The organism is Mesorhizobium sp. M7A.F.Ca.MR.148.00.0.0 (assembly GCF_003997735.1).
GTDB lineage: Bacteria > Pseudomonadota > Alphaproteobacteria > Rhizobiales > Rhizobiaceae > Mesorhizobium.
Window position 1 is genome coordinate 1 of record NZ_RZTB01000144.1, and the last position, 12,506, is coordinate 12,506.

13 protein-coding genes and 1 pseudogene are annotated in these 12,506 nt (G+C 63.0%); 8 read left to right on the top strand and 6 right to left on the bottom strand.

Translation table 11 applies throughout. The features are described 5' to 3' along the window. Nucleotides 1-72: 72 nt before the first annotated feature. Entirely contained in the window at nt 73-792 is a 720-nt protein-coding gene (locus EOB49_RS29990) for an MBL fold metallo-hydrolase (RefSeq protein ID WP_245472890.1), read from the top strand. A 61-nt stretch (nt 793-853) separates the two neighbouring features. On the opposite strand, the gene EOB49_RS29995 is transcribed toward EOB49_RS29990, so the two are convergent. Next, nucleotides 854-1,459 carry an NADPH-dependent FMN reductase gene (locus EOB49_RS29995; RefSeq protein ID WP_023809763.1) on the bottom strand — a complete coding sequence of 202 codons (606 nt, stop codon included), beginning with the start codon at nt 1,457-1,459 and terminating at the stop codon, nt 854-856. An 89-nt stretch (nt 1,460-1,548) separates the two neighbouring features. Between EOB49_RS29995 and EOB49_RS30000 the strand changes: the two genes are divergently transcribed. Then, complete coding sequence (locus tag EOB49_RS30000) at nt 1,549-1,917, top strand: helix-turn-helix domain-containing protein (RefSeq protein WP_164781857.1); 369 nt, start codon at nt 1,549-1,551, stop codon at nt 1,915-1,917. A 150-nt stretch (nt 1,918-2,067) separates the two neighbouring features. Here the strand turns inward: EOB49_RS30000 and EOB49_RS30005 are convergent, their stop codons facing one another. From EOB49_RS30005 to EOB49_RS30015, 3 genes are all read right to left on the bottom strand, one after another. Further along, entirely contained in the window at nt 2,068-2,271 is a 204-nt protein-coding gene (locus EOB49_RS30005) for a hypothetical protein (protein ID WP_127383107.1), read from the bottom strand. A 116-nt stretch (nt 2,272-2,387) separates the two neighbouring features. Continuing rightward, nucleotides 2,388-2,783 (bottom strand): acyl-CoA thioesterase, encoded by a 396-nt coding sequence (locus tag EOB49_RS30010; protein ID WP_023809765.1) that lies wholly within the window; start codon nt 2,781-2,783, stop codon nt 2,388-2,390. Between the two features lie 368 nt (nt 2,784-3,151). Then, nucleotides 3,152-4,093, bottom strand: a complete 942-nt coding sequence (locus tag EOB49_RS30015; protein WP_127319667.1) for a phosphoribosylaminoimidazolesuccinocarboxamide synthase — start codon at nt 4,091-4,093, stop codon at nt 3,152-3,154. 258 nt (nt 4,094-4,351) lie between these two features. On the opposite strand from EOB49_RS30015, the gene EOB49_RS30020 reads away from it, so the two are divergent. The 3 genes from EOB49_RS30020 to EOB49_RS30030 are packed head-to-tail and all read left to right on the top strand — an operon-like array spanning nt 4,352 to nt 8,089. Further along, entirely contained in the window at nt 4,352-5,968 is a 1,617-nt protein-coding gene (locus tag EOB49_RS30020; protein WP_127383108.1) for a GMC family oxidoreductase N-terminal domain-containing protein, read from the top strand. Continuing rightward, nucleotides 5,965-7,167, top strand: coding sequence for a mandelate racemase/muconate lactonizing enzyme family protein (locus EOB49_RS30025; RefSeq protein ID WP_127383109.1), 1,203 nt, complete (start codon nt 5,965-5,967; stop codon nt 7,165-7,167). The genes EOB49_RS30020 and EOB49_RS30025 overlap by 4 nt, the downstream gene beginning before the upstream one ends. 4 nt (nt 7,168-7,171) lie before the next feature. Further along, complete coding sequence (locus EOB49_RS30030) at nt 7,172-8,089, top strand: NAD(P)-dependent oxidoreductase (RefSeq protein WP_127383110.1); 918 nt, start codon at nt 7,172-7,174, stop codon at nt 8,087-8,089. A gap of 79 nt (nt 8,090-8,168) precedes the next feature. Here the strand turns inward: EOB49_RS30030 and EOB49_RS30035 are convergent, their stop codons facing one another. Then, entirely contained in the window at nt 8,169-9,107 is a 939-nt protein-coding gene (locus EOB49_RS30035) for a diacylglycerol kinase family protein (RefSeq protein ID WP_127383111.1), read from the bottom strand. A gap of 721 nt (nt 9,108-9,828) precedes the next feature. Here EOB49_RS30035 and EOB49_RS30040 point away from each other — a divergent pair. The 3 genes from EOB49_RS30040 (at nt 9,829) to EOB49_RS30050 (ending at nt 12,073) form a co-directional block, all read left to right on the top strand. Beyond that, entirely contained in the window at nt 9,829-10,263 is a 435-nt protein-coding gene (locus EOB49_RS30040; RefSeq protein WP_127383112.1) for a hypothetical protein, read from the top strand. Between the two features lie 6 nt (nt 10,264-10,269). Next, nucleotides 10,270-11,400, top strand: coding sequence for a hypothetical protein (locus EOB49_RS30045; protein WP_127383113.1), 1,131 nt, complete (start codon nt 10,270-10,272; stop codon nt 11,398-11,400). A 151-nt stretch (nt 11,401-11,551) separates the two neighbouring features. Continuing rightward, complete coding sequence (locus tag EOB49_RS30050; protein WP_127383114.1) at nt 11,552-12,073, top strand: hypothetical protein; 522 nt, start codon at nt 11,552-11,554, stop codon at nt 12,071-12,073. A gap of 308 nt (nt 12,074-12,381) precedes the next feature. Here the strand turns inward: EOB49_RS30050 and EOB49_RS30060 are convergent. Then, nucleotides 12,382-12,506: pseudogene (locus EOB49_RS30060) on the bottom strand (dihydrofolate reductase); the annotation flags it as partial.

Here is a 12,506-nt window from a genome sequence, read left to right on the forward strand (position 1 = left end):
TCAGGCGACCTTTATCAGACCTACGATCTTGGTGACTTGCGCATCACCTCCTTGCGCGATGGCTATGTCGACATGCCGATCGGACGGCTTCGGCAACGCGGCAAGCCATTTGGCGATGAATTGCCGCAACAAGTCGCGTTGGTTGCTGGTCAACTCAGGCTTTCCGTCAATGCCTTCGCGATTGACGATGGAAACGGGATCATCCTGATCGATACCGGCGCCTCGAACGCCTGGCATCCCACCATGGGCCGACTTCCCGAGGCGCTGGACGAAGCTGGCATCGATGTCGGACGAGTCCGTACCGTCTGCTTCACCCACACGCATCTCGACCACATCCATGGTCTTGTGCTTGCCGACGGCCGCGACGCTTTCCCGCGCCTGGCGCGCTTGCTCGTTCCCGGGGAAGAACTCGCCTTTTTTCGCGCCGAAGCGCGGCTCGAACGATTTCACGGCATGGCAGAACCCTTCGAAGCCGGAGACCGTATCGGGACACATGTCGACATTGTCGACGCTCATGGCCATGAAGCGGGACATAGCTGCTTTTGCGTTTCGAGCGGCGGCGAACGCGTTCTGATTTGGGGCGACACCGTTCACGTCCCATCGCTTCAGTTCGATCGACCTGAGGTGACGTGGGAATTCGACGCCGATCAGGACCAGGCGCGCGAAAGCCGGTTGCGGTTGCTGGCGCTTGCAGCCGACGAACATTGTTTCGTTGCCGGCGCGCATCTGGATTCGCCCGGCATCGGCCGCGTCGTCCGATCCGGCGCCAGCTTTCAATTCGAGCCGCTATAATTGAAAAAGGGCGACGCAAGCGCCGCCCCCGGATCCTTGGGAGGATAACTCGAACCGGCGGTCAGGCCGCCTTGACTTCCTCGGCAACGGCGTCGGCCTGACGCGCTGCCTTGAGCACCTTGGCCCACCACGCAACATCGTTGACCAGCGCGGTGGCGGCCTGGTTCAGATGCTCGAGGTCTTCAAGCTTCTTCTCGCCCTGGCGGACGGCGAGGAAATCGCCCCAGGCGATGTGGACGGCCGACTTGACCGGCGCCATCTGCAATTCGACGGCATACAGTCTAAGCTGTTCGACGGCACGCGAGCCGCCGACACTTCCATAACCGACGAAGCCGGCCGGCTTCTTGTTCCATTCATTGGCGGCGTAGTCGATGGCGTTCTTCAGCACGGCCGTCGGGCCATGATTGTATTCGGCGGCGGTGAAGATGAAGCCGTCGAATTCGGCGACCTTCTTCTGCCAGCGCTGTGCCACTTCGTTCTGCGACGGCGCCCAGGCGGAGGATGCGACCTCGTCGAAGAACGGCAGCGGGAAGTCGCGCAGGTCGACGATCTCGACGTCTATGTCGGCATGCGACTTGGCGATTTTGGCGATCCACTGGGTTGGCACATCGGCGAAACGAGCGGCGCGCGTCGATCCGACGACGATGGCAATTTTGGGTTTGGACATAAGGGCTCTCCTTGCACGAAGTACTGGTATCATTTGGATACCTGCGCTATATGAGATACTGCAAACGCGATACACAAGAAGGCACTTTTCTGTTACCGAGGCACCCACACCGCTCCGAAGACTGCCGCGCCATTTCGGAAATCCTGCAGCGCGTCGGCGACAAATGGACCGTTCTGGTCGTCGGCAAGCTGGGCGACGGACCGCTGCGTTTCAACGAATTGCGCGCCGCCGTCGGCGGCATCTCGCAGAAGATGCTGACCACCACCTTGCGCGGGCTGGAGCGTGACGGCTTCGTCACCCGCACCGTGTTTCCAACCATTCCACCGCGCGTCGATTATGAGCTGACCGAGCTCGGCCACGAGCTGCTGATCCCGGTCAGCGCACTGAGCGAATGGGCGCGCGCGAACACCATGCGCGTCAAGGCGGCGCGCGAAAAATTCGACGGCACGCACGCCTGAAACCCTTGCACCGCAAGGGATCCAGCCCGGCACGCAACATCCGGCTTGCCTGATCGGAAATTCTATCTCGGCTGCGCGGATCGTTGCCCGAATGCACGCGCCGTTTTGGCTGGCGGATTGCCGCTCATGCCGTCCCCTGACGGCTGCCGCTCAGGCTCCTGATGCGCGGACATCGCATCGCGCGGCGCCACAGCTATCACACCGTGCGCCCTGCTCGCCGGGAGCCTGTTCCCCATGCGTGCAGGCACCGCGCGAGATATCTTCCTTCACCTCCGCGTAGGCGGTCACGCCGAGCAGGCAGGTCGTCGCGACCAGGGCTGCCACGAGCCAACCGTTCAGCAGATGTTGACGCATTGTCTCTCCTCCGATTGCAGCAGGATCGGGCACCGAGGCAACCATTGGATGTCGCGAAACGTGTCTCCCCGGAGAGGCATGTTACAAATGATCAAGCGTGGGAGAAACGGCTTGCGTCAGCTTTCGGCAGGAACCGCTTTCGGCTTGCCCTCGCCATCCAGCGCCACCATGACGAAATCGGCATGGGTGACCTTCTCCATCAGGTCGGAGAGGTAGCGCTGCGCCCAGGCTTCGACCTTGAGCGTCATCGAGGTGCGGCCGACGCGCTCGACATGGGTGTAGATGCACAGCGTGTCGCCGATCTTCATCGGCTTGGCGAACGACATCTCTTTCACCGCCGCCGTCACCACGCGGCCCTTGGCGCGCTCGGCGGCGCGGATGCCGCAGGCCAGGTCCATCTGCGCCATCACCCAGCCGCCGAAAATGTCGCCGGCTGCATTGGCGTCCGAAGGCATGGCCAAGGTGCGCAGCGTCAGATCGCCAAGCGGCCGTCCTTCAGCGTAGTGCACCATGCGAGAAATCCTTCGAGACCGGCCGCCCTCGATCCCGTATCGTCACGGCGCCCGAAGGTCAACGCGCCACGACATGGCCACAGGGCTCCCGAACCGACAAAAGACCTGCGACAGCCGGGCCGCGGTGTCGGCAGCTTTTTTGCCGGCAGCTTTTCACGATAGGAATTTTTTCTTGACTTGGTGCCCTCAGCTATGGTAGATTTTTGCCTATGGTGCTGATTTGCGCCAGTGATCCGCCCGCACAGGCGGGTTTTTCGTTTGATGCACCGTCAGCCAACGCCCCGCGAAGGCTCCGTTAACCCGAGTTGGTGGGCTCTGGCATGGCGGTGAGTGGAAGACGGCAGTTCGCATCACCCGGCGAAGGTCGATCAGAAATAGCGCCTGAGGTTCGTGCGAATACGATCGAGCACGCTGTCCCCGGAAAGGTCTGGAGAAAATTCCTTGCCCGTGATCGCCTCATAGGCCTGCGCGTACACTCCGGAAGCCTGTTCGACGATCTCGTCCGGAATCTTCGGAATAGGGTCGCTATAGGGATCGCAGCGCGCCGAGACCCACGAGCGGATGAAATCCTTGTCAAAACTCTCCGGCCGGCTGCCGCTGGCGAGCGCCTGTTCGTAACTCGATGCGATCCAGTACCGGCTGCTGTCGGGCGTGTGGATTTCGTCGGCAAGAATGATGGTGCCGTCCTTGTCGGTGCCGAATTCGTATTTCGTGTCGGCCAGGATCAGGCCGCGCTCAGTGGCGCGCTGCTGGCCGCGGGCGAACAGCCGCAAGGCGTAGTCCGATACGGTATCCCACTGCGCCTGCGTGAGAAGACCCTGCTCGAGAATCTCAGCTTTGGACAGCGGTTCGTCATGGCCGCCATGCGCGGCCTTGCTGGTCGGCGTGATGATCGCCTCCGCCAGTCTTTCATTGTCGCGCAGGCCATCCGGCAGGCGGATGCCGTACATGTCGCGGTCACCGCGCTTGTAGCGCGTCAGGATCGAGGTGCTGGTGGTTCCCGCCAGATAACCGCGCACGACGATCTCGACCGGCAGGATGTCGAGCCTTGTGCCGACGACGACGTTCGGGTCGGGGTATTCGAGAACATGGTTCGGGCAGATGTCGGCGGTTTCCTCGAACCAGTAGCGCGCCGTCTGAGTAAGGATCTCGCCCTTGTAGGGGATCGACGTCAGGATGGTGTCGAAGGCACTGAGGCGGTCGGTGGCGATGATGATGCGCCGGCCATCCGCAAGGTCATAGTTCTCGCGGACCTTGCCGCTGTAGTGGCCCGGCAGTTCGGGAATGAACGCGTCAGGAAGGGTCCGCATATGATTTCCTGCCTTCCGCAGAGTGGCCAGAGCATGATCCCGAAAAGTTGCAGACTTTTCGGAGAAAATCATGCGCCAAGATAATGCCATCGCATAAGCTGTCGCCCCGGTGCATATCAAGCGCGATTGTCGGGTATCCCCGTAAACTAGGCCAGTTCGGCGGTCGCTTTTTTCACAACTGATGCCGGAAGGCGCGGCGACTTGGTAGCGCCGCCGCGTCTAGGCTGCAGCCAATTTTCCGGAGCCGCCCGCATCATCATGCAGACCTATGATTTCATCATCGTCGGCTCCGGCTCGGCCGGCTCGGTCCTGGCCGAAAAACTCTCGGCCTCGGGACGCTTCTCGGTGCTGGTGCTGGAGGCCGGCGGCACCGACCGCCGCTTCTACGTGCAGATGCCGCTCGGCTACGGCAAGACCTTTTTCGATCCCGACGTCAACTGGAACTACAAGGCCGAGCCGGACCCGGGCCTCGCCGGCAATGCCGATCACTGGCCGCGCGGCAAGCTGCTCGGCGGTTCGAGCTCGATCAACGCCATGGTCTGGATCAGGGGCGCGCGCGAGGATTTCGATGCCTGGGCAGCCGCCGGCAATCCCGGCTGGGGCTATGACGATCTGCTTCCCGCCTTCAAGGCGCTCGAGGACAACCAGGCCGGTGCCGACACATGGCGCGGCACAGGCGGCCCGCTACATGTCACCGACTGTTCTAACGCAGTCCACCCGCTGACCAAACGCTATCTCGCCGCCGGCCAGCAGGCCGGCCTGCCGCTCAACCCGGATTTCAACGGCGCCGCCCAGGAAGGCGTTGGCATCTACCAGATCTCGACCCGCGATGGCCGGCGCATGTCGGCGGCGCGCGCTTTCCTGCGCCCGGCGATGAAGCGCGGGAATGTCCGCGTCGAGATGAAGGCGCTGGCGACAAAAATCCTGTTCGAGGGCAAGCGTGCCGTCGGCGTCGAATACCAGCAGAACGGCGAGATGAAGTCGGCGCGTGCGGGCCGCGAAATCATCCTGTCGGGCGGTTCGGTCAACTCGCCGCAATTGCTGCAGCTGTCCGGCGTCGGCCCATCCGCCCTGCTCAAAGGTCTGGACATCCCGATCGTCCACGCCAACGAAAATGTCGGCGCGCATCTGCAGGACCATGTCGGCATCAACTACACCTTCAAGGGCAAGCTGCCGACGCTCAACCAGACGCTGCGTCCCTGGTGGGGCAAGCTGCTGGTCGGCATGCAATACATCCTCACCCGTTCCGGACCGCTGTCGCTGTCGATGAACAATGCCGGCGGCTTCTTCCGCACCGACCCTGCGGCGACGCGGCCCAACATGCAGCTCTATTTCCAGGCCTTCTCGACCGTCATTCCCAAGAGCGGCGAGCGCCCGATCCTGACGCCGGACCCATGGCCGGGCTTTTCCATCGGCCTGTCCAACTGCCGGCCGTCGAGCCGTGGCGAGATCATGATCCGCTCGGCCAATCCGCGCGACTACCCCAGGATAACGGCCAATGCCTACTCCACCAATGCCGATGTCGAGGAAATGCTGGCGGCGGTGAAATTCGTGCGCAAGATCGCCTCGATGCCTGCCATGGCCGAGATCATCGAGGAAGAGGTTTTGCCAGGCCCGTCAATCACTTCCGATGCAGACCTGATTCAGGATTTCAGGAAGCGCTCGGGCACCGTCTATCACCCGGTCTCGACCTGCCGCATGGGGCCGGATCCCGCGCGCGCCGTCGTCGATCCGCGTCTCAGGGTGCATGGTCTCGAAGGTTTGCGCGTCATCGATGCCTCGATCTTTCCCGACAACATCACCGGCAACACCAACGCCGCCTCGATCATGACCGGTTGGAAAGGCGCCGAACTGGTTCTGGAGGACCAAGAATGAAGATCACCGACGTCAAGACCTGGGTTGTCGGCAATCCGCCGCCCGGCATCGGCGGCAAGTATTTCATCTTCGTCAAGCTGACCACCGACGGCGGCGTCGTCGGCTATGGCGAGGCTTACAACGCCACCTTCTCGGCCCATGTTACCGCCCGCATGGTCGAGGACATGGCCGAGCGCTATCTCATCGGCCGCGACCCGCACGACATCGAGAATTTCTTCCGCCGCGCCTATTCGTCCGGCTTCACCCAGCGCCCCGACGTTTCCGGCATGGGCTGCTTTTCGGCGCTGGAAATGGCCTGCTGGGACATTATCGGCAAGGAAGCTGACAAGCCGGTCTACAAACTGCTCGGCGGCCAGGTGCACGAGACGCTGCGCTCCTACACCTATCTCTATCCGCACACCGGCAGCGTCCATTCCGAGGATGCGCACGGCAAGAACGTCTACAACGACCCCGATCTCGCCGCTGCCTGTGCGCTCGAATATGTCGAGCAGGGTTTCAATGCCGTCAAGCTCGACCCCGCCGGCCCCTACACAGCCTTCGACGGCCATCAGCCGCGCCTCGTCGATATCGACCTGTCCACCCGCATGATCAAGGCGATCCGCGAGGCGGTCGGCACCCGCGCCGACATCCTGTTCGGCACGCACGGCCAGTTCACAGCGTCCGGCGCGCTGCGCATGGCGCGCGCCATCGAGCCCTACGATCCCTTGTGGTTCGAGGAGCCGGTGCCGCCTGATATGCCTGAGGTCATGGCCCAAGTGGCCCGCGCGACCTCGATCCCGATCGCCACCGGCGAGCGGCTGACGACCAAGTTCGAGTTCGCCCGCGTCATCGAGAACCGCGCCGCGACCATCCTGCAGCCGGACCTCGGCCGCTCCGGCGGCATCCTCGAAACCAAGAAGATCGCCGCCATGGCCGAGGCCTACCACATCCAGATCGCACCGCATTGCTATTGCGGACCGATCGTCGGTGCGGCCAACATCCAACTGGCGGTGACGCTGCCCAATTTCCTCATCCTCGAATCGCTGAAGCAGTGGGACGGTTTCCACGCCACGCTGCTGAAGAAAAAGATCGAGTGGCAGGACGGCAAAATCATCCCCTCAAAGGAGCCCGGCCTCGGCGTCGAGCTCAACGAGGCGGTCTGCGAAGCACACCCTTACACGGGCAAGGACCTGCATCTGCAGATGATGCAGACGCCCTGACGCCGTGAGCGAAAGCTACGCCTTCATCGGCCTTGGCCACCTCGGCGGCAACCTTGCCGCCAGCCTGATCCGCAACGGCTTTGCCGTCACGGTCTTCGACCGTGATCCCGCCGCCGTCGAGCGCCTGGTGGCGCTCGGGGCCACAGCGGCAAGCAGCCCCGCCGAGGCCGCCGCACGGGCCGGCAACGCAATCTCCTGCCTGCCCTCTCCGAAGGTGAGCGAAGCCGTGCTGGCGGGCGCCGATGGTCTGCTGGAGGGCCTGCCCGCAGGCGGCACCTGGATCGAGATGTCGACCAACGGCCGCGACGAAATTACCCGCCTCGCCGCCCTCGCCTCGGCCAGGGGCGTCGAGACGCTGGAATGCCCGGTCACCGGTGGCGTGCACCTGGCGGCGGCTGGGAAGATCACCGCCCTGGTCGGTGGCGACGCCGCACTCTATGAACGTCATCGCCCCGCCATCGAGGCGATGTGCGCAAAATCGTTTCTGATGGGCCCGGTCGGCTCGGCGGCGGTGATCAAGGTGATCACCAACATGCTCGCCTTCATCCATCTCGTCGCCGCCGGCGAAGCGCTGATGCTGGCCAAACAGGGCGGGCTCGACCTCGCCCAATCCTACCACGCCATATCAGCCTCCTCCGGCAACAGCTTCGTCCACGAGACCGAAAGCCAGCTCATCCTCAACGGCTCCTACGACATCGGCTTCACCATGGACCTGGCGCTGAAGGACCTCGGCTTCGCGCTCGCCATCGGCGAGCAGTCCGGCGTGCCGCTTGAGCTGGCATCGCGCGTCAACGCCATTTTTCAGCAAGGCAAGGCCGCCTATGGCGGCGGCGCCTGGTCGACCCAGATCGTCAAACTGTTGGAAGATGCCGTCGGCACCGACCTGCGCGCACCTGGTTTCCCGGCCAAGCTCGAACTCTGACGCCGGCTGGATATCAAACGATTTCAGGGCGTTGGCTGGATCGGCGGATCCATCTGAATCAATCTGTCAACGGCTTGATTCAGTATCTGAGCGTCAATGCACCGGGCAGGATCTCGAAGGTCGCGGGTATGCGTCCCGGCGACTCGCCGTCTATGTCGACCAGCGCGCCATTCTCTGACGCATCGCCGAGCGGTTCGACCACCACTTTCCTGCCGCGCAGGATGGTGATCGCAGGATGATTGCGATGCCGGCCGCCATAGAGCAGCCGGATGTCCCAGATCAGCTTCAGCTTGCCGGCCGCGCGCAGGATGACGATGTCGAACTGCCCGTCGGTCAGTTCCGCATCCGGCGCGATCATCATGCCGCCGCCGAAGAACTTTCCGTTTGCCACCGCCACCAGCGCCATGCGCGCTTCGACGGGGACGCCGTCGTCGACCGTTATGCTGACCTCCTGGAAGCGGTAGCGGATGAACTCGACCACGGTGCGCCACAGGAACAGCGCCCTGGCCGACATCCTGCCCTTGCGCTTGTCGGCATTGACGGCGCGGTCAGTGGCGCCGGAAAGCCCCAGGCTGGCGATGTTGATGAAATGCCGGCTGGCCAGCGCGCCATGATCGTCGACGTAGCAGATGCGCCCGGCATCGACCTTGCGGGGCTTGGCTTCGGCGATCCGCTTCAGCACGGCATCCACCTCTTTCGGCAGGCCGAGCCCCCGCGCGAAATCGATGCCGGTGCCGCATGGCAACAGGCCAAGCTCGGTGGTCCGGCCGCTCTCCTGGGCCGCCTGCAACAGCCCGTCGGCCACTTCGCTGGCGGTGCCGTCACCGCCGGCCGCGATCACCAGATCGAAGCCAATCATCGCGAGATCGATTGCCAGCCTTTCGGCGTCACCTTCCGCTTGCGTCTCGCGCAGTTCGAATTCGCCGAAATACTTTCTCAGCGACACGGCGACATCAGGCCAATGCCGTTTCAGCCGGCCCCCACCGGCAATCGGGTTGAGAACCACTCCAACTTTCAAGTAACCCTCCCGCAAGGATTCGAGGCGCTCGGCGCCTCGAATCCTTTGCCGGCATTGAAGACCGCACCGGGCGGCAGGGCAAGGCCGAATGTCCGCCGATGACGCCCATCGTGGCGGACAGGAAAATTTCGCTGTCCCAGCTTGATCCCCGATAATCCCGTTATCCACAGGCCTCCGGCCATTCCCCAGGACCCTTACCCGGCGTACGTTAAACCCATCTCAGGCGGCTACCGATCATCAAGCCGAAAGGCGAAGTGAAAGGCGAATTTCCTGAGGCCCGTACACGGCCCGAAGCGAGAGCAGGCTTGCCTGTTTCGAGGGACGGAGCCGAGACCTACGGGGCCGCGGAAAGCGTGCCAACGCCTACGGCGGACCGATGCTGCCATGAAGGACGGCAAAAACCTTCGATGGTGCGCAGGGCAAAGCCCGCAAGGGTGGAGACCGGCGTGGTCCCGAACGGACGCTGCTCTCGGGCGGCGGACTGGCAGGACCGTCAAAATCAAGGCCGGCAAGGCGCGACGACTTTACGGAAGTTGCTGCCGCGACCGTGTCCTGATCTGACAGGGAGGCGCTGGGAGAAATCCCGGCGCCGACTGCCTTTTTGCCCCTCGATATCCTTCGCCGGCGATCTCGCGGGCGCCGCTTCACCGCGCGCCAAAATCGGTTAGTATCCCAGCGTCAGAGTCTGTCTTTCAGGCGGACTCTTCGAGGGGGATACTTCATGACGCTGATCCAGAAGCTTGCCGTCGCCTATGCCTTCCTGTTTTTCGGCGTCGTCGCCATCGGCTACATACCGGCGTTCAACGACGCCGACGGCAATCTGTTCGGCCTGTTCTCGCTGCAATGGTATGACGACCTGCTGCACGCCTTCTCCGGCGTCTGGGCTCTGGCCGCCGCCTTCATCTCGCACCGCCAGGCGGTGTTCTATTTCAAGCTGTTCGGTTCGGTCTACCTGTTCGACGGCGTGCTCGGGCTGATCACCGGTTCCGGCTGCCTCGATGCCGGTATCTTCATCAACGGCTTCCGCTCCCTCAACGATATCGAATTCCCGGCCCGCTTCTTCGCCAACCTGCCGCACCTCGTCATTGGTGGCTTCGCCGTCTATGTCGGCTTCCGGCTGGCCAGGCGCATACACGAACACTTCGCCGCGGCCTGATCGGGCATGTTCCTGTTCCGCTGGCTGAAGCGCATCATCAAAACGATCCTCTGGGTGATCGTCATCGTCATCCTCATCCCGCTCGCCGGGCTGAGCTACGGCTTTCTGACGACGTCGTCGCTCGACAAGACGCCGCTGCCCGGAATTGCCGATGGCGCGCCGCCCAAGGCGCTGGCCGACAAGGCCCGCGCCGAGATCCTCGGCTACCAGCGGCCGGAGGAATCGACCTTCCTCACCCATCCGGAATGGGCGATCGTCTACGCCGCGCGCGAATATGCCGGCTTCGTCGACAAGGACCAGCCGAGCGGCTTCCCCTACTGGTCCTATGTCGGCCGCTTCTGGCAGGACTACGCCATGGTCATCCGCGCCAGTTCTCCCTACAAGTTCAACTACGCCAACCACCAGATGCTGGTCATCATCGGCACCAGCCACTCGATCGAGCATATATTGCAGTGGGCCTATGAGAACACGGTCGGCCGCATCACCGAGGCGACGACGGCCAAGCGCACCGCCGCCGACATCTATCAGGCCAAGGTGGCGGCGGACTATGCAGGGTTTCTCGACCAGGTGCCCTGGTATCAGTTCCCCTATGCCGACAAGCGCGCCGGCCTGTTTGCGGTGCAGTCGGCGCCGGGCGACAGTTCGATCCGCACCAGCGAACGCAAGCTCGCCTTCGGCCTCGCCGACACCATCAAGCAGGGCTATGCCGATCTGATCACCAAGGCCCTCGCTGCCACGATGGACCCCGCCTTGCTCGACATCCACGTCTGGGCCAAGGGGCCGGTCGGCGAAGCCACCCGCAACGAGCCCGACACCTTGCTCGAACGCGACATGGGCGCTGACGGCACCATCTTCGTCACCAGGCGCTATCAGGTGTTCACCGAAGTGATCCCGCGCCTGATCGACAAGGGCGTCTCCTTCGTCGAGATCGGCGGCAATGACGAGATCATGGTCACCGTGCTCTCCACCGATACGATCGCCATCCCTGAAGGCATGCGCATCCTGTTCAGCTATCCGCTGCCGGCCGACCCGGCGATGCGCCGCACCGGTATGATCGTCGCCGTGCGCAAGCTGCATCTCGTGCTGCCGGCGCTGATCAAAGCCGGCGCCCGGCTTGAACACGTCTACGACTACTGAGGCCTTTCGGCCACGCCCGGCCAGGATTACGCATTTCCTGCGCTCCGCCATGCCCATTCCACAATCGCGGCCAAATCCCGCCTTGTTCGCGCGCGAAGGAATGGGAAGAAATGGAAGGGCTGCCAGGGGGGCATCTCGAAGGGACAAGACCGTGATCAAGACCGCCCTTGTCGCCATGACCATTGTCGGCTGCGACTGCGACGCCAAGCTTTGCGAATATATCGGCGAGACGCCGGCCAAATGGTCGACCGTCGCCGAGTGCGAAGCGGCGATGAAAAGCCAGATGCTGCACGAGCGCAATTTCAATTATCCGCTCGTCTCCGGCATCTGCCGCACGAAGGGTTCGTCGTCCTCCTCGCAACTGGCTGCGACCGCATCGCGCCCAGAACTGAAGCCCGCCAGCCGGGTTGTCAGGACCGATAGCCCATTGCCGCCTGAATTGAGCCACCGGCCGAGCGTCTCGGTCGGTTCGCCGACGACGACCATGGAAGCCGATGCCGCCCGGCCCGTCGCCTATGAACAGGTGGTCGATGGCGGAACCGGTGTGCTCTATCGCACCAAGAACGGCTACGCCGTGGTCAAGACCGATCTCGGCCGCGCCGCTTCGGCAACCGCCGACGCCGCGAAACGCTCCGTGAACTGGCTGGCCGGGCTGGTGCCGAAGGGGCTGTAGTCCCGCTGGCGTTCGGCTCCAGCGGTGATCAGTCGTCCAGTCTCCGTTTGGTCAACTCGACCTGATAGACGCTTCGCGGATGCCGTCTGCGTCGCCAGGCGTTGAGAGATATAACCAGCGCCAAATACCCGAACAGTGCAAACAGATCCCAAAAAATTCCAACCACGTTGATTGAGATAAAAATAACCACAAATCCAACCGCAGCTACGGCATAATATAAGACCGAGGCCCAGACATATTTCTCCATCTGAGAGCTATTCATCATTTATGAGCCCTGTTGACGCGAACCCATCGGGCCGGTTGCGTGATTAGGCAGGCACATAGGTCAACCTGATCACGTCATCGCCAATCAGATCGCTGGCCACAAAGCGAAGCGGCGGCCGCGGGCCGGCGAAGAATGGCTTGCCCTGACCAAGCACGAACGGGTGGAAGT

Coding starts and splice junctions, on each gene's coding strand:
- EOB49_RS30020 (WP_127383108.1), top strand. CDS start 4,352: ATGCAGACCTATGATTTCATCATCGTCGGCTCCGGCTCGGCCGGCTCG.
- EOB49_RS30045 (WP_127383113.1), top strand. CDS start 10,270: ATGTTCCTGTTCCGCTGGCTGAAGCGCATCATCAAAACGATCCTCTGG.
- EOB49_RS30040 (WP_127383112.1), top strand. CDS start 9,829: ATGACGCTGATCCAGAAGCTTGCCGTCGCCTATGCCTTCCTGTTTTTC.
- EOB49_RS29990 (WP_245472890.1), top strand. CDS start 73: ATGCCGATCGGACGGCTTCGGCAACGCGGCAAGCCATTTGGCGATGAA.
- EOB49_RS29995 (WP_023809763.1), bottom strand. CDS start 1,459: ATGTCCAAACCCAAAATTGCCATCGTCGTCGGATCGACGCGCGCCGCT.
- EOB49_RS30005 (WP_127383107.1), bottom strand. CDS start 2,271: ATGCGTCAACATCTGCTGAACGGTTGGCTCGTGGCAGCCCTGGTCGCG.
- EOB49_RS30015 (WP_127319667.1), bottom strand. CDS start 4,093: ATGCGGACCCTTCCTGACGCGTTCATTCCCGAACTGCCGGGCCACTAC.
- EOB49_RS30010 (WP_023809765.1), bottom strand. CDS start 2,783: ATGGTGCACTACGCTGAAGGACGGCCGCTTGGCGATCTGACGCTGCGC.
- EOB49_RS30025 (WP_127383109.1), top strand. CDS start 5,965: ATGAAGATCACCGACGTCAAGACCTGGGTTGTCGGCAATCCGCCGCCC.